We start from the raw sequence: 25,608 nt of genomic DNA, 5'->3' as shown, positions 1-25,608 counted from the left end.
TACTTTGTCATAAAACTGATCCATTTTTAAACTTAAATCATGTCACGAATATGTAATATGCGTCACGCATAATAATGCTTTCCCCATCTTTCCGGAGACTTTTAAATGGCCTTTTTATCTACTGACGTCCAGCGCCGATGGTACGCCGCAGCGCTCCTATCCTCCGCAGCGGAGTTAGCTTATGCATCACCTGCCACGCCACCTGCAGACATCCCAAGCACAAATGCAAAAACTGCGGACGTCAAAGTGGCGGCGGCGACTGACGATATGCAATCAGTGGTGGTGACCGGCACCGCGCGTGGTCGCTCGAAACTCAATGCTCCTTTCGCTATTTCGACCTTGAACGAAGGTCAATTGCAACGGGATGCGTCAACCAGTACTGTTGATATGTTAAAGCGGGTGCCGGGCTTCTCAGTCGAGGCTTCTGGTGGCCAGGGTGGTGGTCAGAATATCTATGCACGCGGTCTGCCTGGAGGTGGATGGTATTACGTGCAATTGCAGGAAAATGGCTTACCCCTGTTTGACGAGCCGCAAGAATCCTATTTCAACATCGACACGCTGTATCGTCTGGATTTAATGACTGAGCGAGTAGAAGTTGTACGTGGTGGAACGTCGCCAATTTTTGCCAACAATGCCCCTGGTGGTACCGTTAATATCATCACCCGTAAAGGTTCTGACACACCCGAAGGCGCGTTGCGTCTGACGCTGGGTAGCCACGATACTCAGCGGTATGACGGTTGTGTCTCCGGTCCTATCAATGACAAAATCAGCTATGCAGTCGGCGGCTTTTATCGCAAAGACGAAGGCTGGCGCGAGCCTGGTTACACGGCTGACCGCGGAGGTCAATTAACTGCTGGCATGACGTTTAAACTCCCGGACGGGCACTTTGATTTTGAAGTGAAAGCATTGAACGACCGCACAGCATTTTATACAGCGATTCCGCTGTTTGACCCTCGTAATCCATCGGTCTCATTGAATAGCCAATTGGACGCTGGCACGGGCACGCTGAACTCCAATGACTTCCGTAATTATACGATCCGCACGATGAATAATGGCGTGGCAGGTAACATGCAACGCGATTTGGGTGACGGTATCCATACGGATCTGAAACAGCTCAACAGCACATTGGAACAGAAGCTGGGTCAAGGCTGGAATCTGAGCAACCGTTTAGGAGCCGTGCAAGCTGACGTCACTTATGACGCCGTTTTTTCAGGGGCAACACCGCAGGGCGCAACTACCTACCTGTCCAATAATCTGACTACCGCACGCAATGCCTTTGGCAACTCCGTCACCAGCGTGGGTTATGTGCTGGCCAACCAGTTCGGCAGTAATGGGCAACGTATTGCGTACAATCCCGCCTCTGGAAATGGACTCGTACTGGAAAGCCAGCTAACGGCCGTTGACACCAGTCTTAAGTCGATCACCGACGATATCCGGCTGAACAAATTATTTGAGACCCCTTTAGGTAAGCACGATGTATCTGTTGGTCTTTATTACAGCCATTTCGATTTCACACAACGGCGCATGCCCAATACGATTTTGACCAACGTCAGCAGCCAGGCGAAGGCACTGGATGTGCTCGCTTATGATGCGAGCGGCAACGTGGTCGGATCAGTGACCGAAAACGGTTTTGTTCGTTACGGCAATGGCGATGCAGGCGGCCACGCAAGCGGCACCTATGTCTCACCCTATATTGCCGATTCTTGGGAAGTAACTCCGCTGTGGAGCGTGGACGCTGGGGTACGTCAAACAATTTTCACTGATCAAGGCGAAAATTTCGGTACTGGAACCCAGAATCAACAAAATGCCTATACCTTGGCTGACAATAATGTCGGTGGTTTCACTGGTGCTACAACCAGTAAGAGCGAAACTCTGCGCGGTACTTCGTGGACGCTGGGTACGTCCTATAAACCGGACAATACGCAGCAGCTGTTTGCCCGCTTTACTAAGTCGGTACGATTCCCGCGTTTGCAGAATATTTATCTGTTGCAGACTAATCCTGTCACTGATATTCAGCAGGCTGAGGCCGGATGGAGATACTCAGGGCCATTGTCGTTTTCTGCGACCGGATTCTGGAGCCATTTCAATCGCCTGTCTTTGAACGGCATCATCCTGAATCAGGCAACCGGTCTGATCCAAACTTTGCCACTGATCGGTGAGACAGAGACCAAAGGTCTCGAGCTGGAATTGAACTGGCGTGCCTCGCGCATATTTTCTGTCAACAGTAACCTGACTTACCAGCAACCACTGACTAAAAGCCTGACGAATCTCACCACCGGCTCATCTGGTGCGGCATACAACAACAAACAGATCACCCAAATACCGCAAGCAATGGCAAGTATTCAGCCTGTGCTCAATCTGTCTTTCGGTGAGCAAGATGTTGAATTCAGCGCTACTGCGACCTTTGTAGGAAAACGCTATGTTGATTATGCCAATACGACCGCACTCAATGCGTACACAATACTTGACCTGGGCGTACGTATCCCATTCAAAGCATGGGAAGCTCAGTTTTCGGTCAAGAATGCGACCAACTCAACGGGTCTGACGGAGGGTAATCCACGCACAGACAGTCTCACTGGACAAGGGACTGCGACTGCAATTTATGCACGACCTATCTTCGCGCGACAGTTCCAGGCATCCCTGACCTACCGGTGGTAATGCAATTTTGATGAGTTGATGTGCCATCCAGTGGCGCATCACCAGTTCATACACTGAGCGCGGTCGGTTTGTACTTCCTGCCGCGCCAGTCTGTTTAATCAAGAAAGAATCTTATGCAACATTTACCAATGCGTCGCAGTGCCTTGCAAATAGGTGCGCTCGCTCTGACTAGTCCAGCATGGGCGTTCGGTGCGACAGGCGCAGCTTTTGGCCAGCGCCCCAGCGATGCGCCAAAATTTAATGCTGACGGCTCACCGGCACGCTGGGCCGGAAACACGATTATTTCGCGTATCGACAAACGTAGCGAAACATTCATGGCAATGCTCGATATGCAATGTGCCCTGATGCGCAGCGGGTTGACAAAGCGCATTGCTGTATTGCCCGCATCGAGCTATCACATGACTGTTTTTGAAGGTATTTCATTTCCGCAACGCAGCTATAACTTCCCAAAGGATTTGCCCAAAGATGCCAGTGAAGAATTCTGCAATGCGTGGTTCTTGAAGAAATTACAGCGCTTTGATCTCGCTTGTAAAACGCCGTTTATCATGCGACCGCTCGCTCTTGAACTACAAACCAACCCGTATAACATCCTGTTAGAACCAATAAACCGGAGTGAGAATCAAAAAATCAGAACCTTGCGTGACCGGCTGGCTGACACCTTACAATTCCGTGCAGAAGGACATGACAAATATCAATTTCATAGCACGCTCAATTATTTTTTGTCAGACCTTGATCCTGCTGAACAAGAAAAATTTGCCCAAGTACGCAAGCGTATGCTCAGCGATTTCATCGCTCGATCGCCAGTATTAGAATTACCTGCGCCGGATTTCTGCTATTTCGATGACATGTTGGAGTTTCGCACTCAGATCAAGCTAAAAAACCAAAGCTAACAAGTTTCTGCTATCGTAACCTGACACAGACATCTGGAAGAGCTATCGCTCTGCCGCGCCAGAAACCTTGCGTTTGGACTTTAAGGCATATGACATGATTCGATTTGATTGTTTTAGAGATGGTAATAATTGGCGTGTTTTAAATCGGTCAGTCTACGGCGGCTGCAGCCGTTTAGAAGCTCAGACCTAGACGACCTTCAGATGCTTAAGCTTCCCGGAGGTATGTCGCGGCTAGAATTTCACGGCTTCATGGTTTTGCTATTGTCAATGTATTCGTTTGGTAATGCGTTGATTTTGCCGACGCTACCATTGATGCAAAAGATCATCCCGGGAGTAGCAGTTACTTGGGTATTTTCAAGCTTGATTCTGGGCTTTGGTTCGACCCAACTGATCTGGGGAACGATGGCTGATCGTTGGGGACGGCGCAAGGTTCTACTGGCCGGGCTTGCGATGTTGACGCTAGCGTCGGTAGCTTGCTTTTTTTTGGCGCAGGCTTGGCAATTGTTCGTACTCCGTTTCGCGCAAGGGGCAGGCATCGCTGCCGCTGGCGTCTGCGCACGCGCAATGATACGCGATCACTATGCGGGCGAGCATGCGGTAAGCGTCCTGTCCCTCTATTTCGCTCTGCTCGGTCTGGTTGGTCTGGTTGGACTGTATCTCGCCGGATATCTGATTGAGTATCAAGGACTGGCTGGGGCTCTCGTGGCTTACGCTACTTTGGCGGCACTTGCCTGGGGCTATGTTCTCCTGCGTAAACCGCGCTGCGTTATAGCGTCGCTGGCACCTTTGGCTGATCATCGAAATAAGGCGATCGTGCTGGAATGGCGGCGTATCGCAATGCATCCTGTATTTTGTATGTACACGGCACTAACTGCATGTTCGTATCTAGGACAGTACATCTTTCTGACGCAATCGCCATTTCTGTTAATCGACCGTTGTCATTGGAGCGTCGTTGACTATGGCGGCATGCTGTCGTTGTGCTCGCTATTGTATGTGGCAGGCACTTTATGCTGCCGCAGCTTACTACCTAAAATCGGCATACAAAAACTTATTTGCCGGGCAAGTGTAATCGGGCTAATTGCCGGATTTGGCATGATCGTGATCGTTCTGGCGAAAACTAGTGACCAATGGCTCGTGATCTTGCCGTATTTTTTGTATATCTTTGCTCATGCCATTCACCAGTCTTGCGGCCAAGCCGCAGCGATGGCGCCATTTAGGAACAGTGCGGCGCAGGCATCTGGGCTATTAGGCACCATATTGCCGCTCTTTGCCGTTATTACAGAACGAATACTGATACCTAACTTGGAGAGGTCATCTTTGGTGTTGCCAGCCGGCGTTTTTCTCGCTGCTATATTGACTGCTATTGTTGCTTGGATTTGGATCAGAAAAAATGGTGACATTGGTTTCTATCGCGTCTAAATCCTGCGTGACTGATGGCTTGCGCCGCAGAATATGCTGACGTTCAACATGATCATGTCGTGTAGCATCACAGTCAGCATCAGCGACGACTGACAAGCTGCCTAGAAGATCCAAACGCACAAAGCGGAACGACATAGCTGACGCAATTGGCTCGAGCAAATTTAGTTTGATCAAAATTTCAAATGGAATGTCCAATGATAATGCGGGTTACAGGCCAATATCGTGCCAGAAGGCTCAGAATCATTGGACGATCTGTTTCAGAAAGATATAAATTTTTACTCAAAAAACATTGCTGATTCAAATCGGTGCGTAAAATCACAAACCTCTGCATAATAGGGTCAAAGTTTTTTAGCTGGCTAACCTTTTCTGATGGAGCACACTAATGATCGATGTCTACTCTTGGCCTACCCCTAACGGTCACAAAATTCATATCATGTTGGAAGAATGTGGTTTGGCATACCGGGCGATTCCTGTTGATATTGGTGCCGGAGACCAATTTAAGCCTGAGTTTTTGGCGATTTCTCCAAATAACAAAATTCCCGCGATTGTGGATGCGGATGGACCTGACGGACAGCCGATTTCTCTATTTGAATCTGGTGCAATTTTGTTATATCTGGCTGGCAAGACCGGTAAATTACTTGGTAAAACTGACCGCGAAAAATACCAGACCTTGCAATGGCTGATGTTTCAGATGGGTGGATTTGGCCCTATGCTAGGGCAGGCCCATCATTTCCGCATTTATGCACCGACCAAAATTGCCTATGCGGTGGATCGTTATACTAATGAAGCTAAACGTTTATATGGTGTGCTAGAAAAACAATTAAGCCAAACGGCTTATCTTGCTGGTGATGAATATACTATTGCTGACATTGCGACTTATCCATGGGCGCGTTCTGCGGCCAATCAAGGGATAGACTGGGCTGATTTCCCCAACACAAAACGTTGGTTTGATACGATCGATGCCCGCCCTGCGGTGCAACGCGGCGTTAAAGTATTAGCCGATTTACGCAAACCACTTTTAGACGACAAAGCCAAAGAAGCCTTATTTGGTAAAACACAATACAACAAGAAAACTTAAGAATCTGATGCGCCGACCACCACAAAAAAAACGTAGTAAATTATCTGTAGAAAGCCAACGCCTGATTAATCTGGCCGTGGCTGTCGCGCAGTCTGCCAGCCGTATTGAAGACTATACCTGGCAAGCTCAGCTGGATGATCTGGTCACAAAAAATCTCAAGAACCATCATCCGATACTCGATGCAGCGGCTGAACATTTATTCCAGCATCATCCAGAAGCCTACGAAGTCTTTATCGAGACATTAGAGGCGCTGAGTACCTCGCATCCTTTTGAGTACGAAGGCAAAATGTATGAAGCTTTACTAATTACCGCACCGGTGTTGGCATGGACGCGTTTTGAAATGGCGCACGGTGTGGTCCCTTCAGAGCAGGCTGCGTTGTTAGCAAAAAATTTGCAGACCCATTTATTGACCAATCAGGCACAGCTGCATCTGGTACCGACTTTGTACTCACTAGATCAGTTACCACGTAATCATAGCGAAACATCCGATTTGCTAGAGCGTTTGGTGATGGCGCAATTGAAAGGCTTGCCACCGCAACATCCGACAGATTTGCTCTCGGTGATTCCGTTTTTAGCCGATATACGATTCTTGTTGGCCGCAGTGATTGTGCCGCAAGGACAGCCTTTATTCCAATGGCAAGCGATAGAATCACCGTTTGATTGCGTACAAGCCAAAGCGACCGCACTGGATCAATGGCAACAGCAAGTATCACCAATCATGACTCGCTTGCTACCAGGGTGCAATATTGATTTACTGATGCCGGAAGCGTTTTATACCGCTTGCCGTGAGGCTGATATCAAAATCCGTCCTGCGTTGATACGCTCTGCCGTATTCTATTTAACGCAAACTTTAGAGATAGAGGCCAGCGAACTAAAAGTGGTTGTGGCGGGTTTTAGTGAAGAAGATAGCCCGGCGCAAGTAGACGAATATCGCATCAGCTTTATCCTCAAAAAAGAACCCGAGGTTGTCTATGGCGCTGTCTGGCCGATGTATCAACCGGATGACCAGGTCAATGCAATCGATAATCCGACAGGCGAATTATGCATAGGCGAAATCCCAGAGATTTTGATTGAATGCGGAATTACCGATATTCATAAAATCGAGGATATTTTTGCGATGGAATTTTGCGACGATTGTCACGCACCTCTGTTTGCAGATGCCGAAGCAGAACTGGTGCATGCAGAGATGCCGGACGATGCTCCACCGCAAGGGTCTGAGCATTTTCATTGAAAATCTAAATTGTCAGTTAAGAATAGTTGATGAAGTAGTTAAAAAAGCGAAACAGATGTTTCGCTTTTTTATTACCGTTTTCATTACCATATCAACATAATTTCAAGTTAATTTGAAGCTAATTTTAAGAATAATGTGACCCGAAAAAAACCGATTATTTGCTTTCCACCTTATTTTGATTCCGTTGTACAATTAGTTTGGAACGGTCGTGCTTTTTTCTGTTTTTCTGCATGCCATTGACCGGGCACGCCAATCCAACAGTAGCAAATTGCACCAGATTACGATAACAAGAGGAGACAACATGGATTTGAATTACACGGCGGAAGACCTGTCTTTCCGTGATGAAGTAAGAACCTATTTAGAGGCAAATCTGCCTGCTGATTTAAAGCAAAAAGTGCTCAACCACAAGCGTATGTCACGTGAAGACTTTGTGCGTTGGCACAAAATCCTTGCCAAGCAAGGTTGGGTTGGCACTGGTTGGCCAAAAGAATTTGGCGGCACAGGCTGGACTGCAACACAACGTCATATTTTTGAAGAAGAATGCGCCCGCGCTGGCACACCAGCGATCTTGCCATTCGGCGTCAATATGGTCGCTCCGGTGATTATGGCCTTTGGTAATCAGGCACAAAAAGACCATTACCTACCGCGTATTCTGAATTGTGATGACTGGTGGTGTCAGGGTTACTCCGAGCCAGGATCAGGCTCCGATTTAGCCTCACTCAAAACTCGTGCCGAGCGTGATGGTGATTTCTACATCGTCAACGGCCAAAAAACTTGGACTACCTTGGCGCAACATGCCGATATGATTTTTTGTCTGGTGCGTACTGACTCCGGTGGTCGCAAGCAAGAAGGTATTTCTTTCCTGCTGATCGACATGAAAACACCAGGCATTACCGTTCGCCCTATCATCATGCTGGATGAAGATCATGAAGTGAATGAAGTCTTCTTCGATAACGTTAAAGTGCCAGTACAAAACCTGATCGGCGAAGAAAATAAAGGCTGGACTTACGCCAAATATTTGCTCGGCCACGAACGTACCAATATCGCGGCGGTGGGACGTGCGAAACGTGAATTAGAGTTCCTGAAGCGCGTCGCTGCCGAACATCAAAAAAATGGTAAGCCGTTAATCGACGATCCTGTGTACGCAAGCAAAGTCGCTAGTTTAGAAATCGAATTGATGGCCTTAGAAATCACCGTTCTACGTGTGATTTCGCAAGACAGTGGCCGTCCGGGACCAGAAGCCTCATTACTCAAAATCAAAGGTACAGAAATCCAGCAACGTCTGACTGAATTAATGATCGAAGCTGTCGGCCCTTACAGCTTGCCGTTTGATCCTGCGTTTATGCACGGTGAGACAGAAAACAGCGTCATGGGTGACGACGATGCTGCCCCGCTGGCCTCGTATTACTTCAACTTCCGTAAGACATCGATCTACGGCGGCTCTAACGAGATACAAAAAAATATCATCACCCAAATGATCTTGGGTCTGTGAGGAGAACACTATGGATTTCAGCTTAACGCAAGAACAGCAACAGTTTGCCGATGCGATCAAACGATGGGTCGCCAAAGACTATAACTTCGAACAACGTAAGCACATCATTCGATCCGAGGCTGGTGTATCAGATACCGCCTGGTCCGCATTGGCAGAATTGGGCGCTATGGCATTGCCTATTCCAGAGGCACAAGGCGGCTTTGACGGTAGCGCGATTGATATGCTGATCGTAATGCAAGAGCTCGGTCGTGGCATCGTGATTGAGCCATATTTTGCGACTGTATTAGGTGCAGAATTTTTAAAGCAAGCTGGCTCACATGCAGCAATTCTGGAGCAAGTTGCTGGTGGCGAAGTCAAATTAGCCGCAGCTCTGGCAGAGAAGCAATCGCGTCACGACCTGTTCGATATCGTTACCACCGCCACTAAAAATGCAGATGGCTTTGTCTTGAACGGCGTAAAAACGATCGTCTTGCATGGAGCGCAAGCCGATCACCTAATCGTTTCTGCTCGTAGTAGCGGTAATCAGCGCGATACAGCCGGTATCAGTCTGTTTATCGTCGATGCTAAAGCGGCTGGTATCAGTCGTCGTGATTACCGCACAATAGACGGGTATCGCGCGGCGGATATCAGTTTTGACCACGTCAAAGTGTCAGCGAGCGCCCTGTTAGGTACAGAAGCAGCAGGCTGGGAATTATTGGATGCGGCATCGGACTATGGCATTACACTTTTGTGCGCGGAAGCAGTTGGTGTGATAGAAGCAATCACCAACGCCACCTTGGACTACTTAAAAACCCGCCAGCAGTTTGGCGTGCCTATCGGTAAATTCCAAGTTCTGCAACATCGCATGGCTGAGATGTTTATGGAGATGGAACAAGCGCGTTCAATGGCAACCTTGGCCGCTGTTAAAGTATCGTCCAGCGATATAGAAGAACGTCGTCGTACCGTCTCTGCCGCGAAAGCAAGGGTCGGTCAGGCGGCGCGATTTGTCGGTCAAAGCGCTGTGCAATTGCATGGTGGTATGGGCGTTACCAATGAGTTGCCAGCTGCGCACATGTTTAAGCGCTTGACGATGATAGAACTTTCTTTGGGCGACACCGATCACCACCTTGCGCGATTTGTCGCACAGCCTGGTTTTAAACATGCTGCATAATAACGTTGCGCGAATTTGACATTGTTGACGACTTTGCTCTGAAAAAAACCTCGGGCAAAGTCGTCGATTTTTCTGTTATTTATCTATTGTCAGCATGAATTGCAATATCACCCTGAGTGGAAACGCACATGACCGCAAAAACCTACAAATGGTACTTCGAAGATTTCATCCCCGGTAATGTCATTCAATTAGGTCAACGCACCTTGACTGAGGAAGAGATTATTCACTTCGCACAACAATTTGACCCCCAACCTTTTCATATCAATAAAGACGCCGCTAGCGAGTCCATCTTTGGCGGTGTGATTGCAAGTGGATGGCACACTTGCGGCATCATCATGCGCCTCGTAGTCGATGGTTTTTTAAACGACTCTACTAGCATGGGCTCTCCAGGCTTGGATGAAATACGCTGGATACTGCCAGTGCGACCCGGCGATACATTGACCGTCACAGCAGAGACATTAGAAAGTCGCTCATCAAGTTCCAAACTAGATCGTGGCGTTGTCGTTACCATGTGGCGTGCGACAAATCAGCACGGCCAGCTGGTCTGTACGGTCAAGGGAATGGGAATGTTTGGCAGGCGTCCTGTGACACAATAGTCGAGTAGCAATTCGAAAAAAACATACCTACGTCATTGAATTAACTAAAACAATAAAACTGATAGGAGACAACATGCGTGAGATACACAATTTAGCCGAACTGAAATCCTTGGTAGGTCAAGAAGTAGCGACGTCTGACTGGGTAGAAGTTACCCAACAAAGAATTAATACCTTCGCCGAAGCGACTGGTGATCTGCAATGGATACATATCGACGTCGAACGCAGCAAGCGTGAATCGCCATTTGGTGGCCCGATCGCGCATGGCTTTTTGACTTTATCGTTGCTGCCGATGCTGATGCAAAATGCGATAACCATGACCGACGTCAAAATGGGAGTCAATTACGGGCTAAACAAAGTACGCTTCGTTTCGCCTGTGCCAGCCGGTAGCAAAGTCCGCGCAAAAATGCGTTTGCTCAGCGTAGAAGACATCAAAGATGGGGCGCAAATGACTTGGGAAGTCACCATAGAACGTGAAAGCAGCGACCGGCCTGCCTGCGTTGCAGAGTCAATTTCTCGCCGTTATTAATGCAGATGATTGTACTTTTGCGTAATAAATAACGTGATAAAAGAATATTCCCAATAAATATACTCCCACTAGGTATATTCTAGTTGTCCATATAAAATCTGGCTTGTAGATGAATTTTACCAATTGTTAAGGGGAGTATATTGATTTATGGCATTTTTTAGAATTCAAACGCCATAAAAATTGGTCTGTGAGCAGCTTGCCGGACTTTTGCCCCGCCGCTCGCTCAAACATAGGAGCAGGCGCGCCAGGGCGCCATTGTTACCACTGACAGAATGGATGTTTCAGCAAATTCGCATTCGCATAGCGATGATCATGGCTAACTTCCTCACCTAACCACGCTGGACGCGAGAACGCTTGCGACTCAGATTCCAGTTCGACTTCTGCCACAATCAGCCCGGCATTGTCACCCAAAAATTCATCGACTTCCCACATCAAACCTTGGTACAAAATCCGGTAACGGTATTTTTCAATTAAAGGCTGTGCGCACAAACCAGAGAGTAATTCTCTAGCATCTTGAACAGGGATGGGGTATTCCCATTCACCGCGAGAAATCCCTTCAGTCTTGCCCTTAATAGTGAGCATTGCCTGCTCACCTTCTATCCTGACCCGCACGATACGACCAGGGTCTGAACATATGTATCCCTGGCATAGATGAACGCCCTGCCCTTGCTGCTTCCAGTCAGTATTCGTTACCAGAAACTTACGTTCGATCTCTATGCCCATACTGTCACTGTACCCTGATCATTTCGGTTATTGTTCAAGCTTGGTGTTAAAGCCTATTTCTTTACATTATTTAATGCGGTTAAAATTGGTTGCAACATCGCCTCACCCAATTTCATACTACGAGCACCATCCCAGCCGACTTCTAAATCTGGCAAATTAGCGTTGTCTTTAAATGGCAATTCTAAAGTCAGAGATACGCATTTAAAAGTGTGACCAATGTACTTGGAAGCCAGCTTCAATACATCTTCGTTATATTTGCTCGCCTCGTAACCAAACTTGGTTTGGAAATCTGGGCTAGCGGCCACAAAACTATCTACAAATGCTTGCTGATCAGCCGCCTGTTTTTCACTGAAGCCCGCCAACATTTCGCTGCCAGCGACAAAGTTATATGGCAAGGCTTCATCACCATGGATATCCAAAAACAAATCACAACCAATTTCATGGATTTTATTTTTCACATGAAAAACTTCCGGACTAGTTTCTAACGATGGGGTCATCCACTCGCGGTTCAAATTAGCGCCCGCTGCATTGGTGCGCAGGTTACCGCGTACAGAACCATCTGGATTCATATTCGGAACGATATACAAAACGGCCTGATCCAAAATACGGCGCGCAATCGGATTCGCAACATCGATCAAGGCGTTTAAAGTGCCCTCTACCAGCCACTCGGCCATTGTCTCGCCCGGATGCTGGCGTGCGATGATCCAGACTTTTTTTGTCGCAGCAGGATCGCCGACCACGATCATATTCAAATCGCGGCCATCGACAGTGCTCCCTAAATCTTCTACACGAACCAAAGGTGATTGCTCAACGCTACCCAATACCGCCAAATGGCGTTCCCAGCTATACGGCTCAAAATAAGCGTAATACACACTATCAAATTCTGGTGAATGGCTGATCGTCATCACTTTACCGTCGAACTCGGTGTCCACACGGAACCAGTTCTCGCGGTCGTAGCTTGCTACCGCACGATAATTTTGCCAACCCGCCGGGTAAGTAGAGTCTCCCGCGTTCAATACACGCATCACCACATCCTGATCACGTGCCCCTTGCAAGCGGAAGTAAAACCATTGTGCGATATCAGCATGCGAATCTTTACGCAACTTCAATTCAATCGCATCAGCCTGCACCGCGCTCACAACCTCAATAGCACCCGCGTCAAAGTTTTGACTAATTTTGATGGACATACTTTGTTCTACACTTTCATATTTAAAATTGATCGGCGAAGGCCGCAATATAGATGCAGCAACAAGAACACTATTGTCACAGGTTTTGCTTAAGCGTGAAAATAATTTAGTCAAATTTAGCTAAATTAAGGCCCACTCAATAGTAAGCGAAAGCCAGCAACTTCATTCAAGGTCTTTCGTATCCACAAACTAAACCTCGCAAAAACGACCCAAATTTGTCATGGAAAAAAAACTAAGCATGCACTATAATCTTCCCCTCAGTGTCGGGGCGTAGCGCAGCCTGGTAGCGTACGTGCATGGGGTGCACGGGGTCGGAGGTTCGAATCCTCTCGCCCCGACCAATTAGAAAAAGGACTGCAGATTTATTTCTGTCAGTCCTTTTTTAATGTTCAAACTTCAAACTCATATCCGACTCATCACTAGAATCACTTCAGTGTCCCAGTCAAAATATCAAAAACCACATTAAGAAACTTGCTCCCCTTCACAGGATCAGATAAGAGCTGCATCATCTGATTATGATGCGCTGCGCCACTGTCCATTATTGCGTTGTACCCGGCCTTAGAAAAATCGCCCAGCATCGCCTGCTCGCGACTATTACTCATTATCTGGTGCATCACCAGTTCGTTCTCGCGTACCTTGTCGCTGATGGTGTTGGCGTAGCTCACCATATCTGCTTCGGTCAGTTGATCGGTAATGAACAACTCGTTGAGGCGTTGCACGATATGCGATAAAAACTCGACCTGCTTGTCTTTGGCCTTGGCCGTACCCGCCTCGTCGCCCGGTAGCAACTTATACTCATCCGACTCCTGCATGATCAAATGCTGCTGCCGGATTTTAGATACACGGTAATGGCTCAAAACGATGCTGCTCAGGTCAATATCATCCTCATCCATCATCGTTTCGCGCAGCATAGGACGTAGATTGCGGGAATAGAGGCTGAGTTTTTCCAGGTCTTTGTCGTTGTAGTCGACGATCTGCGACATAAATTCGTAGAAGCGGACAAAGGTACCAAGATCTTTTTTAAATATCTCTAAGGCATCCTTGGCCTTCTTGCAGTCTTTGAAGCTGTTTTCTGCGTTCGCGAGTAATACCGCATCGTTAAACTTCTTTGTGCGTTCAAACATCTCTTTGGCTTGCTTATATGCCTCTATAGCGTGCTTATACCGCTTTTGCCAGCGTTCGACCGCGGGCTTGCAGATATTGGCGATGGCGGCGTTACTCTTGCTCTTAACAAAAAAGGCCTCACAGAATTGCTCGACCTCGGACCAGGTAAAAATCTCCGCAGCACGTAATTTGTCGTACAGATCAAAAATCAGATTCGGATTAGAGACATCGGCCAGCTCGGCGGTTTGGAAATAAGGCTGGAACGCCTCTAAAATCTCTTGTGGCTCGTTAAAGAAATCCAGCACAAACGTACCCGTTGCCGCCTTGCCGGGATAAACACGGTTCAAGCGCGACAGGGTTTGCACACATTCGACGCCGCCCAGCTTCTTATCCACATACATGGCGCACAGCTTAGGCTGATCAAAACCGGTCTGGAACTTATTGGCGACAATCATCACTTGGTAATCGTCGGTATCAAAGGCTTTGCGCATATCGCGACCTTTGAGATTGGGGTTCATATTCGTTTCGGTGAATTTCGCGCCGATCACGAAATCTGAATTTGGATCTTTATCGTTAAATTCCACTTCGCCCGAGAACGCCACCATAGCATGGATTTTTTGGTAGCCCTGCTGGGTGATGTATTTGTCGAACGCCTGCTTATAACGCACGGCCTCCTTGCGTGAGCTAGTCACTACCATCGCCTTCGCTTGTCCGCCTAGCAAACCCATCACATGGGTTTTGAAATGCTCGACAATCACCATCACCTTTTGGCTGATGTTGTGATCATGCAAACGCACCCATTGATTGAGTTTGACCTTGGCTTTTTTGCTTTCGACCTCTTGGTCAGCGTCCTTCATCTTCATCGCTAGGTTATAGGCGACTTTGTAATTGGTATAGTTCTTCAAGACATCCAAAATAAAGCCCTCTTCAATCGCCTGGCGCATGCTGTAGACGTGGAAGGCTTCGGGCTTATTGGTTTTAGAAGGTGCTTCATCCGGGCGAGGTAGGCGGCCAAACAGCTCCAAGGTCTTGGTTTTAGGGGTGGCGGTAAAAGCTAAGTAAGTCAGATTCTTCGACGCACGGCGCGAGGCAACAGCCGCGTCAAGGATATCGTCTGTCGTCAACTCGTCCTCGTCGGTGGCCGTACCATCGACCATCAATACTTCTTTAAGCTGTCTTGCAGTCGAGCCGGTTTGTGATGAGTGTGCCTCGTCAGCGATGATGGCGTAGTTACGTTCTTTCAGGCTGACGCTGTTTTCAATCGCACGCAGCACAAACGGGAAGGTTTGTATAGTGACGATAATAATCGGCTGCGAGCTTTCCAAGGCTTTGGCGAGTTTTTCTGATTTAGAACCATCGCCCTCTTGGTTATTGATACGACCAACCACGCCATCAGTTTGCTCAAACTGGGCAATCGTGTCTTGCAATTGCGCATCCAGCACAGTACGGTCTGTGACCACAATCACCGAATGAAATAACTTATCGCCATTGGCGTCGTACAAAGACGAAAGCTGATGCGCAGCCCAGGCAATCGAATTAGATTTACCCGAACCCGCACTATGTTGGATCAAATACTTTTGCCCCGGCCCTTCGCTTTTGGCGGCGGCCAGTAATTTGTTCACTACATCCCACTGGTGATAACGCGGGAAGATCAGGCTTTCTTTTTTATACTTACGCCCCTCCCAGTCTTCTTTGTCTTCAATCTGCAAATGCACATAGCGACTCAAAATTTTTAGCAGATTGTCAGGGACTAAAACTTCATTCCACAAATAATCGGTCGCATATTGATTGACGTCAGCAGGTACATCATTCCCCTCGCCGCCATCATGCGTACCTTTGTTAAACGGCAAAAAGAAGGTGACATCGCCCTCCAGACGGGTCGTCATATAGACCTCGTACTGACTCACCGCAAAATGTACCAACGCACCGCGCTTAAAGGTCAGCAGCGGTTCTGGCTTTTTGGTGACGGGATCAACAGGCAAGCGCGTGCTGCGGTACTGCTTCATCGCATTGTGTACCGCTTGCTTAAATTCCGATTTCAGTTCCAGCGTCGCGACCGGGATACCATTCACGAATAACACCAGATCAATACGCCATTCTTTGGCTTGGACACCCGTTTCTGCCAGATGCGCAGCGGTCGCCCACGGGCTGTAAGTCACCTCAGGTACGACGCGCAAGCGGTTCTGCTTGTAGCGCGCCAGCGTATCGGGGTTAAGATCATGTTCAGGCGCAAACTGGCATAAAGAAAAGCGCGTGCCACGATCTTTGAGTTCATGCCGCAATACACCCAGCGTACCAAAGCTGCGGATTTCTTTATTCGCAGCATTCGGGTCGGCCTTATTCAATTGCTGCGCCAAGCGCTCCAAAAACTTTTGCTCAGGCTGCACCGGATACAAAGCACAAAACTTTTGCCATTGTTCGTCTTGCGTATCTTTGACAAAGCCGATCACGTCTTCGGGATATAAAGCCAGTTCGCGGTTGTACTGCTCTGCTTTGCCGAGTAGCCAGCCGTTGGCTTGTAGCTGGGCGATCATGTCGTTTTGAAAGGTAAGTTCGTTGGCTTTGCTCATGAATCAAATCTCTGATAAATGCTTCAATCAATTAAACATGTTTAGACGGCGGTGGCCGCATCGCTGGGTGACTGCCAATCGCGTACGTCGATTTTTCCGGTGACGGCAGCGGAGATTAGGGCTGTGCGGCGTTCTTGAATGAGATCAATCGCGGATACAGCGTGCTCTATTAAGCTATCCAATCTCTCCAACCCCCTGTCTAGAAATTCGACGATTTGATGCTGCTCCTCAAGATCAGGAATCGCTACTTTGAACTTGCCAACAATATCTGCGTTTAGATTCATTTGGCTAGTTTCGTTCCCGCCATCTCGAATTGCATGATACGCACTCATGAAGTAGTACCGTAAATACTGATTGAAAAATCTCTCACTAGCGTTTATTGCGGCGCACGCTTGATTGTATGTCGCTGGAACTCCCAATATTGCTACACGACCTCGTGTCACACCTTGGCCGTACATCGCCATGAGGAGAGTCCCTGCTGGCGACACTTTGACTGATGAGTTTGAAATCGCAAGTTCAGTAATATATTCCTCGGTTTCAAATATTTCGTTATACCGCACCTCGCCAGTTTTTATCCATGGAATATCACCATTCCAATATTCTGAATTTGTTCGATCAGGAGTCGCGCCCGTCGAAATTTGAGCATGATATCCAATAGACGAAACTGACCAATGCGCCGGAACTTCACCCAACCACTCTACGCCGGAGTCGCGCATGGGGGCGTTGGGGTTGAGGCCTTTGGTAACGGCATGACTAATCACCGCCTGCCGTTTTTCTTTCAGCAGCTTGATCAACTCTTGCTGCTTCGCGATCAGCGTATCGATCTTGGCGGTTTCGTGGTCGAGGAAATTGGCGATTTTTTCTTGCTCGATTAGATGAGGCATTGCAAAACGAAAATTTACAAAAGTGTCCTGATATAAGTGAACAATTGTGCTGCCAGTTTTATTAAAATCAACGAAAGCGGTAAACACGCTCGAATGAAGAAGCCAAAAATAAAATTTACTTATATAGCGACCTCCTAATGGCCTGACAACAAAAACCCCGCTATTAAGTGTGGCATCTCCGTTCAAATTAGAAACTAAAGCCACTTTGCCTATTGTTCCGTCTTTTGTTATCAATAAGTCGCCATTTTTCAACTGAATATAGGGATCTTGTTCTTAGCGAGACAAATCACAGTGATAGCAATCTTCCCATTTAATTTGTGGCCCTCTAAAATCAGAACCTGTAACTAAATAAGGGCCTTCATCTGTAAAGTCGTCAGATTTCAACCCGTGCCAACCTACTCTAGCTTTTACATACGACTCAAATTTAACGCGAGTTAATTCCCATTCGCTGGGATAATTACCTATCCACTCAACCCCAGAATCCTTATATTCCGCATAAGCCTTATACCGACTCATAGCCCCTCCCCCTGCGCAACATTGAGCAGATAAAACTCATGCAATTTCGTTTGCAGTAGTTTTTTATCGGGCAACTGGGTTTGGTATTCGGCAATCATTGCAGGTGACAAGCTGCGGCTTAAGGCGTATTCGACCACTTCATCGTCTTTGCTGGCGCTCAGCAATACGCCAATGGCAGGGTTTTCGTGCGGCTTTTTGTGGTCGCGGTCCAGGGCTTCGAGGTAGAAGTTGAGTTGTCCTAAGTGGGCTGGACTAAAACGATCGACTTTCAATTCAATCGCGACCAGGGCATTCAAGCCACGATGAAAGAACAGCAGGTCGAGCGCGAAGTCTTGCTTGCCCACTTGCACGGGATATTCACTGCCAACGAAACAGAAATCGCGCCCGAGTTCGATCAGAAATTGCTTGAGCTTGCTGATTAAGCCCTGCTGTAAGTTGGCTTCGCTATGGTCTTGCGGCAGATTGAGAAATTCAACGACATAGCTGTCTTTGAAAACGCTGAAGGCTTCTGGTTGCGTTTCTCTCAAGCTTGTTGAGAGTTTTGCGGGATTTAACACCATGCGCTCGAACAAAGCCGTGTTGAATTGTCGCTCTAGTTCACGACTCGACCATTTCTCTTGTACCGCCGTCTTGAGGTAAAAAACCCGTTCTTCAGGATGCTTGCTACGGCTCAGAATGATGAGATTGTGTGTCCATGGCAATTGTCTCAGCAGTGCCGAGACAATTTGATCACCTTGATAAGCCTCATAAAATTGGCGCATGCGAAACAAATTAGGGCGCGTAAAACCTTTCAAGTTGGGCTGGGTCACCGCTAAATGTTTCGCCAGCGCATCCACCACGCCATCGCCCCATTCTGCTGCTTTGATCTTATTGCTAATATAGGCACCTACTTGCCAGTACAAGTCAATCAGGGTGGTATTGACGGCTTGATAGGCGTGTTGGCGTGCTGCGGCGATCAGGTGGACGACTTCGGAGAAGTCGGGCTGATCTTCCTTTGCAAGGTTTTTACTCATGAATGCACCTCTTGCAACAGCTTCATGATTTCCGCACTCACAGCATCCAGATCGGCGTCAATCTCTGCTAGGTTACGCGGTGGTTGGTATTGGTAGAAATGGCGGTTGAACGGAATTTCATAACCGACGATGCCGATTTGCTGGTCTTTATCGTCTTTTTTGCTGGCGTCGATCCAGGCGTCTGGTACGTGCGGCTGAACTTCTTTTTTGAAGTAGGCTTCGTTGATCTCGTTGACTGTTTTAGACGGATCGAGGGCAACGTTTTCAAAATCGCGCAAGTCGCCATCGGCTTTGTATTCGATGGTTTTGCCATCGACGTTAAACAAGCCGTAAATCGGGTCGGCTTTGGTCTTATGAATTTTTTTAATGACTGCTTTGGCTTCTGGGTTTTTCCAGCTAACGGCAGACTCGATCACTTTTTTATCTTTAGCATCGAGGCTGATCCCCGCTGCCCTAGCGGCTTTGGCAATCGCATCATCGTAGTCGTTCATATCATCAAACTGTGCACTCCCGATTTGTGCTTGCAGTGCTTGGGCTTTGAGCAGGCTTGCTTTGGCGCTGGTCCAGGTAGTGCGGTTGAGCAGGTCTTTGATTTGCTTTTCTTTAAGATCAGCGAAATGGATTTTGATGTAACGACGGATCGCTTCTTCGTGCTGGCTTAGATCGCCATAGTGAGGGCAATCTGGGGCATCGCTCCACGTTGCAGCCGGTAGTTGTGCAAACTCGGCATAAGCCCATTGCATGATGCTGTTGAGTGCGCCTGACTCAAAGCGCAGCGTGGCGATGCGGTCGTCTGAGAATTGATAGGACTGGCGTAAGGGACGTTCTATCGTAATGCGGCGATAGCCAAATTCATAGGTTTTAAAAATCTTGGCAGCAAAGGTTTTGGCAGCCTCAGTCTTTGGGTTTGCTGACTGGCGGCCACGGTTGCTTTTGACTTCGGCAGGTTTATCTAGTTCACGCGCATCGACGACTTCAAACTTGCCAAAGCATTGGGTGATGGTGGCGATGTCATTGGCACTCATCTCATTGCGCTTGCTGCCCAAGGATTTGCGCATCTTGCCGCAAAGGTTAACGCCGTTGATCAGTTGCACCTGGCCTTTGCGATCTTTGGCTTTTTTATTCGATAGTACCCAGACATAAGTAGCGATGCCGGTGTTGTAGAACATATCAGTCGGCAAGGCGACGATGGCCTCTAATAGATCGGCTTCCAGAATATAACGACGGATTTCTGATTCGCCCGAACCTGCGCCACCCGTAAACAGCGGTGAACCATTCAGAATGATACCGATACGGCCACCGCCGTCCTTGGCGTCGCGTAGTTTGCTAATGAGATGTAGGAGGAATAATAAGGAGCCATCCGATACCCTTGGCAAACCCGCACCAAAGCGACCATCAAAGCCTTTGTGATGGTGTTCGTCAATGATCTCTTGTTCGATCTTTTTCCAATCAACACCAAACGGCGGATTGGACAGCATGTAATCAAACTTATCGGCGTACAGCTGGTCGTTGGAGAGCGTGTTGCCAAGCTTGATATTGCCGACCTCTTGCCCTTTGATGAGCATATCGGCTTTACAGATGGCGTAGCTTTCAGGGTTGAGTTCTTGCCCATAAGCGCGCATGACGGCGTTAGGATTCAGCTCATGCACGTATTCCATCCCTGCTGACAAGAAGCCGCCTGTGCCTGCTGTAGGGTCGTAGATAGTGCGGATAATACCGGGCTTAGTCAACGCATCATCGTCTTCCATAAACGCTAGAGAAGTCGTCAGGCGGACAATATCGCGTGGGGTAAAGTGCTCACCCGCTGTCTCGTTGGAGCCTTCAGCGAAGCGGCGGATGAGTTCTTCAAACACCAGACCCATATCATGATTGGAAACGGCGTTAAGGCTGAGATTGATGGTACGGACTTTTTGTACCACTTTGTAGAGCAAGTTCGCATCGTTGAGTTGACCGATGAATTCAGCAAAATTAAAGTACTCAAAAATCTCGCGGGCATCTTTGGAGAAGCTTTGGATATAACTTTCCAGATTAGCTTTGATACCGCTCTCGCCAAGCTTGGACAAATCCATTTTGGAGGTGTTATAGAAGCTTAGTGATTCAGTACCGATTTTAGTCGCACGCAATATTAATTTCTCTTGCGCCTCCTCCGGCAAATTCATCCCCTGCACTTTTTGATACTCAGCCAGTACCGCGTCTTTGCTCGCTTCCAATACGCACTCTAAGCGACGTAATAGGCAAAACGGTAAAATGATGCGCCCATACTGGCTTTGTTTGAAATCACCACGCAGGAGATCGGCAATCGCCCAAGATTCTGTGGCTAAGTTGTTGGAGGTTTGGGTCATTGGTTGTTCTTGTTTTCAGAAAATAGATTAGGCAGATTTTTATAACTATCAATTTACGATAGAGTGATTTGAATGTTACTTATAAACATATCAAAACATATCAAAACACATCAAAACACATCAAAACACATCACCTTCGATGGCTACCGTTGTGCGATGCAAGATATTACTATAACGCTAATACAAGACGTATATTCTTTACATTACTTGCAACGCCTGCTCCAACCTCCGCCAACCAGCCTCGTCAGCAGGCAATCCAAAACGCACTCCGCGCGCCGATGTGCGAAATAGTCTCAGCCATACACCTTGCTCTGCCATGCGCTGCCAAAATAATTCGGCATCGCAGCTTAAACTTTTCTCGCTACACCATTGAAATAAATCCGTGCCGCTGCAGTTGATGTGATGTGACTGCAATAGTCTTCTCAGACGTTCGCCCTGTGCAGCTAAGCGGATGCGGGTTGAATTTTGCCAGTCGTGATCATTGAATGCGGCGCAGGCAATCGCTTGTGCGGGGCCGCTGATGGTCCAAGGTCCTAAGTGATTTTCTAAAGCTTGGAGCAAATCTATTTGTGCGGCGATAAAGCCGAGTCGCAATCCTGCCAGACCAAAAAATTTACCAATGGAGCGCAGTACGATCAAACCTGGACGATCGGCAAAGACAGCAACGCTGATGGCTGGTGTCGTATCAGCAAAGGCTTCGTCCACGATCAGCCACCCACCCCGACGTGCTAATTGTGCTGCCCAGTCCAACAGAATATCTTGCGTGATAGTTGCGCCAGTCGGGTTGTTAGGATTGCAGACTACGACTACATCCGCGTCGGCAATTGCTGTTGCTAATTGGTCGTAAGCTAGCTCACGGACCTCATGTCGTTGATATTCGTTATACCCGTTCAGGCTATACGCATGCCGCCATTGATGTGCATGCTCGGCATATGACGGAGCCGATATTACGACTTTAGATGCTGGCCGAAGATAGGGCAAAGCCTGAATTGCGGCTTGCGTTCCCGCTACGGCTAGCATCGCTGGCGCGCCATAAAATGCTTGGGCAGCCTGGCTTAATGCCAAAGATTTTTCAGGTAAACGGTGCCAGGCATTCGCGGTCAATAATGTTGGCGATACCGGATAAAAATGCGGATTCAGGCCAGTCGATAAATCTAACCACTCCGCTAGCGGCCGACCAAAATGAGTAATCGCATCACGTAGATTGCCGCCATGTTCTAGCATACCAAAATGTGCCTTGTTATCTATTCAGCAGAGTCGCGGCGATGGTCAAACAACCCAGCCATAACAAGCTGGCGTTGCGCACCAACAGCCATGCTCTTGGAATATCCCGCGCCATCGGCGGTTTACCCGCACCTAAAGTTGGTCGTTGTTCTGGCACGCCGTCGTAACTAGCCAGACCACCTAACGTGACCTCCAGCGCACCGGCTCCGGCTGCCATCACTGGCCCTGCATTGGGGCTAGGCCATTGAGGTGCTTGTTTCTGCCAGCATTGCCACGCGAGCTGCGTATTGCCCAAAACAGCGTAAGAGATCGCAGTGAGTCTTGCAGGTATCCAGTTGAGACCATCATCAATGCGAGCGGCGACACAGCCAAAGCGTAAAAAGCGCGGCGTGCGATAACCCCACATAGCATCCAGCGTATTTGCCAGACGATACAACACTGCGCCAGCGCCGCCCAGAAGCACAAACCAAAACAGCGTGCCGAACACGGCGTCACAACCATTTTCTAACACCGACTCTACCGCCGCTTTAGAACAATCCTGCTCGGTCGCCTGCGCTGTATCGCGGCTGACGATGTAAGACGTGCGGAGTCGGGCCTCGGCTAAATCACCTTTGATCAGCGCACGGAAAATCGGCTCAGCGTGGTCGCGCAAGCTTTGTAAGCCTATGCATAAATACAGCAAGACGGTATGCGCTACCACAGCCAGCCAAAGGTTGAAGTGCGTACACCAGATTAGCAGCGCCTGTGCCAGACCAACAATCGGCAAGACCACCAAGCACCAAGCCAAAGCACCGATCAGTCGATTGGCGTTGGGACGATTCAAGTAAGATTCAAACAGGTTTGCCAGGTTGCCAAACCCCACCAGCGGATGCCAGCGCCGCGCCTCTCCCAACCAGGTGTCCAACGCCAGGCCTAGCGCAACGCAAAGTAAAACCAGACTGGAAGTCAGCATTAACATGATATTGGGGTTATTGGCGTAATCGGCGTTGTTGTTGGTATTGGTAACATTAGTGATATCGGGTTAAAGAAACCGAATTTAATGTTTAGATTTTAAATGCAACGGCAAACCTGCGGCGACCCAGGTCACTTGTTCGCACTGCGCGGCAACAGCTTGATTCAAGCGCCCTGCCTCATCAACAAACCAACGCGAAATTGCACCTTGGGGAATGATGCCCATACCGACTTCGTTAGAAACCATAATCACATCTCCGGCGCAAGCTTCCAAGATGTTTAAAAACAAGCTGCGTTGCTCGGTAAAGATATCCGGCGGCATAATTTTTCCAACATCAGGATAGTCGATCTGCTCGGCGAATAATAAATTCGATAACCACAGGGTCAGGCAATCTACCAGAATAAGATTGTCTGCTGTGCTGTGCCGGGTGATCGCATCTGCAAGTAATAAAGCTTGTTCCACCGTCACCCATTCAGCCGGGCGCTGTACCTGATGGTGTGCGATCCTGCTCTGCATTTCGGCATCGCCCGCTTGTGCAGTGGCGAGGTAAATTACTGGTTTGCCAGAAGCACTTGCCAGGCGTTCGGCATAAGCACTTTTACCGGAACGGGCACCACCAAAAACCAGAGTGCGCGTCATATCGGCTCTCCTAAAAACAGGTGGGCAACGGCGACTGGATTTGATGGGAAGTAAGCGTGAAAATATGAAGCAAATAAATTACCGTCACGATAAATTGCCTCACCTGCCTCTTGATTAGCATGCTTGATCGTGTGATGTGCTGGCGCCAAACTGGTCTCAAAGCGTGAATAATGAAAAGTATGCCCGCGTAATTCACCATGCTTACTCACCCATGCTTGCGCGCCCAAGGCCGCCAAGCGTTTTTGCATAACAACCTGACCACGGATGATGCCTGCCATGTTCCAAGTGTTTTTTTGTGCGGTATTTTGCGGACTATTTGGCTGATCGTTCATTACTTCACTCGTCTGATAAATAAGCTTATCGGTCAATGCCATCATGCCACCGCATTCCGCCAGAATTGGCATTCCTTGCGCATGCGCGGCGCGTATCGACGTTTGCCATTGCTCAGCTTGATTCAAGGTTTCTGCATAAAGTTCAGGATAGCCGCCGGGCAGATATACCGCATCTACATCTGGCGGCACGGATTGATTTGCCAGCGGTGAGAAGAATATTATCTGTGCGCCCAGGGCTTGCAGACATACTAGATTGGCGGGATAGATAAACGCAAAAGCAACATCTCGAGCGATGACGATGGTCTTACCTTTTAAAAGCTCCGGTGTTTTTTCAGACGATATGATTTGCTCAAATTGCGTCAGTGGCAAAGCATTCCATGCATCCAAATCCAATACCAGCTGATCGGCTTGCGCATTTAAAATTTGTTCGATTTGTGCGACTTCATCAGGCAAGACCAACCCTAAATGACGCTCAGGTAAAGCTTGCTCTTGGCGCGGCAAGCTCGCCAGCATCGACATCGCAGGTGAAGGAATTTTCTGCATCGCGTCAGCCACCATCCGGGCATGCCCTACTGATGCTACCCGATTAGCAATCACGCCGGCCATCGGTACCGGACCAAAATCACGCAACCCCATCACCACAGCACCGACGGTTTGCGCCATCGCAGAAGCATCCACCACCGCCAGTACCGGCACACCAAATGCGCGTGCCAAATCGGTTGAAGAGGGATTGCCATCATATAAACCCATCACGCCTTCAATCAAAATCACATCTACCTCAGCCGCTGCTTTTGCCAGCATGGCTTGCGACGCATCCAAGCCGACCATCCATAAATCCAGCGATAACACTGGCGCACCGCTGGCACGTTGCAACATCATGGGATCGATAAAATCTGGACCGGTTTTAAACACTCTCACCCGCTGCCCCAGTTTCACCAACTTACGTGCCAATGCCGCTGTTACCGTGGTTTTGCCTTGACCAGAAGCGATAGCGGAGATGAGGACAACGCGAGCGAAAGTGGTGTGTTTAGTCATGGAATTTATGTAGATCAGAATTAACGTAGATAAATATACTCATATCC

Annotated in this window: 19 protein-coding genes and 1 tRNA gene; 10 read left to right on the top strand and 10 right to left on the bottom strand. The window is 48.3% G+C overall.

Annotated elements, in window-relative coordinates; all coding sequences use genetic code 11:
• Positions 1 to 105: 105 nt before the first annotated feature.
• From QN395_RS10840 to QN395_RS10800, 9 genes are all read left to right on the top strand, one after another.
• Positions 106 to 2,658: a TonB-dependent receptor gene (locus QN395_RS10840; RefSeq protein WP_322118869.1), complete on the top strand. Its 2,553-nt coding sequence runs from the start codon at positions 106 to 108 to the stop codon at positions 2,656 to 2,658.
• A gap of 113 nt (positions 2,659 to 2,771) precedes the next feature.
• A complete protein-coding gene (locus QN395_RS10835) occupies positions 2,772 to 3,548 on the top strand; it encodes a DUF1868 domain-containing protein (protein ID WP_322118868.1) in 777 nt (258 codons plus the stop codon).
• Positions 3,549 to 3,749: 201 nt separating this feature from the next.
• A complete protein-coding gene (locus QN395_RS10830; RefSeq protein WP_322118867.1) occupies positions 3,750 to 4,967 on the top strand; it encodes an MFS transporter in 1,218 nt (405 codons plus the stop codon).
• A 382-nt stretch (positions 4,968 to 5,349) separates the two neighbouring features.
• The gene (locus QN395_RS10825) at positions 5,350 to 6,045 is read left to right on the top strand and encodes a glutathione binding-like protein (protein WP_322118866.1); all 696 of its coding nucleotides are present in this window, start codon (positions 5,350 to 5,352) and stop codon (positions 6,043 to 6,045) included.
• 7 nt (positions 6,046 to 6,052) lie between these two features.
• Positions 6,053 to 7,276: a DUF2863 family protein gene (locus tag QN395_RS10820; protein ID WP_322118865.1), complete on the top strand. Its 1,224-nt coding sequence runs from the start codon at positions 6,053 to 6,055 to the stop codon at positions 7,274 to 7,276.
• 301 nt (positions 7,277 to 7,577) lie between these two features.
• Entirely contained in the window at positions 7,578 to 8,768 is a 1,191-nt protein-coding gene (locus QN395_RS10815) for an acyl-CoA dehydrogenase family protein (protein WP_323491977.1), read from the top strand.
• A gap of 10 nt (positions 8,769 to 8,778) precedes the next feature.
• Entirely contained in the window at positions 8,779 to 9,918 is a 1,140-nt protein-coding gene (locus tag QN395_RS10810; protein WP_322118863.1) for an acyl-CoA dehydrogenase, read from the top strand.
• Between the two features lie 128 nt (positions 9,919 to 10,046).
• A complete protein-coding gene (locus QN395_RS10805) occupies positions 10,047 to 10,514 on the top strand; it encodes a MaoC family dehydratase (RefSeq protein ID WP_323491978.1) in 468 nt (155 codons plus the stop codon).
• Between the two features lie 73 nt (positions 10,515 to 10,587).
• Positions 10,588 to 11,040 carry a MaoC family dehydratase gene (locus QN395_RS10800; RefSeq protein WP_323491979.1) on the top strand — a complete coding sequence of 151 codons (453 nt, stop codon included), beginning with the start codon at positions 10,588 to 10,590 and terminating at the stop codon, positions 11,038 to 11,040.
• A 258-nt stretch (positions 11,041 to 11,298) separates the two neighbouring features.
• Here the strand turns inward: QN395_RS10800 and QN395_RS10795 are convergent, their stop codons facing one another.
• Both QN395_RS10795 and QN395_RS10790 read right to left on the bottom strand, forming a co-directional pair.
• Entirely contained in the window at positions 11,299 to 11,763 is a 465-nt protein-coding gene (locus tag QN395_RS10795) for a CYTH domain-containing protein (protein WP_322118860.1), read from the bottom strand.
• A 53-nt stretch (positions 11,764 to 11,816) separates the two neighbouring features.
• On the bottom strand, positions 11,817 to 12,950 hold the full coding sequence (locus QN395_RS10790; protein ID WP_322118859.1) for a M14-type cytosolic carboxypeptidase: 1,134 nt from the start codon (positions 12,948 to 12,950) through the stop codon (positions 11,817 to 11,819).
• Between the two features lie 264 nt (positions 12,951 to 13,214).
• Here QN395_RS10790 and QN395_RS10785 point away from each other — a divergent pair.
• Positions 13,215 to 13,291, top strand: a tRNA-Pro gene (locus QN395_RS10785).
• Positions 13,292 to 13,375: 84 nt separating this feature from the next.
• Here the strand turns inward: QN395_RS10785 and QN395_RS10780 are convergent.
• The 8 genes from QN395_RS10780 to QN395_RS10745 form a co-directional block, all read right to left on the bottom strand.
• Positions 13,376 to 16,624 (bottom strand): type I restriction endonuclease subunit R, encoded by a 3,249-nt coding sequence (locus QN395_RS10780; protein WP_322118858.1) that lies wholly within the window; start codon positions 16,622 to 16,624, stop codon positions 13,376 to 13,378.
• A gap of 41 nt (positions 16,625 to 16,665) precedes the next feature.
• Positions 16,666 to 17,760, bottom strand: a complete 1,095-nt coding sequence (locus QN395_RS10775; RefSeq protein ID WP_323491980.1) for a restriction endonuclease subunit S — start codon at positions 17,758 to 17,760, stop codon at positions 16,666 to 16,668.
• A gap of 260 nt (positions 17,761 to 18,020) precedes the next feature.
• Positions 18,021 to 19,037 carry a PDDEXK nuclease domain-containing protein gene (locus tag QN395_RS10770; RefSeq protein WP_322118856.1) on the bottom strand — a complete coding sequence of 339 codons (1,017 nt, stop codon included), beginning with the start codon at positions 19,035 to 19,037 and terminating at the stop codon, positions 18,021 to 18,023.
• Positions 19,034 to 21,379, bottom strand: a complete 2,346-nt coding sequence (locus tag QN395_RS10765; protein WP_323491981.1) for a class I SAM-dependent DNA methyltransferase — start codon at positions 21,377 to 21,379, stop codon at positions 19,034 to 19,036. Before QN395_RS10765 ends, QN395_RS10770 begins: the two co-directional genes overlap by 4 nt.
• 198 nt (positions 21,380 to 21,577) lie before the next feature.
• The gene (gene cobD, locus QN395_RS10760; protein WP_322118854.1) at positions 21,578 to 22,603 is read right to left on the bottom strand and encodes a threonine-phosphate decarboxylase CobD; all 1,026 of its coding nucleotides are present in this window, start codon (positions 22,601 to 22,603) and stop codon (positions 21,578 to 21,580) included.
• A gap of 16 nt (positions 22,604 to 22,619) precedes the next feature.
• On the bottom strand, positions 22,620 to 23,561 hold the full coding sequence (cbiB, locus tag QN395_RS10755; RefSeq protein ID WP_416352051.1) for an adenosylcobinamide-phosphate synthase CbiB: 942 nt from the start codon (positions 23,559 to 23,561) through the stop codon (positions 22,620 to 22,622).
• A 78-nt stretch (positions 23,562 to 23,639) separates the two neighbouring features.
• The gene (gene cobU, locus QN395_RS10750) at positions 23,640 to 24,194 is read right to left on the bottom strand and encodes a bifunctional adenosylcobinamide kinase/adenosylcobinamide-phosphate guanylyltransferase (protein ID WP_323491982.1); all 555 of its coding nucleotides are present in this window, start codon (positions 24,192 to 24,194) and stop codon (positions 23,640 to 23,642) included.
• Positions 24,191 to 25,561, bottom strand: a complete 1,371-nt coding sequence (locus QN395_RS10745; RefSeq protein WP_323491983.1) for a cobyrinate a,c-diamide synthase — start codon at positions 25,559 to 25,561, stop codon at positions 24,191 to 24,193. Before QN395_RS10745 ends, cobU begins: the two co-directional genes overlap by 4 nt.
• Positions 25,562 to 25,608 lie beyond the last annotated feature (47 nt).

Origin of the sequence: Undibacterium sp. RTI2.2 (genome assembly GCF_035018705.1) — a bacterium.
Taxonomy (GTDB): Bacteria; Pseudomonadota; Gammaproteobacteria; order Burkholderiales; family Burkholderiaceae_D; genus Undibacterium.
This window is presented reverse-complemented; position numbering and strand designations above follow the sequence as displayed.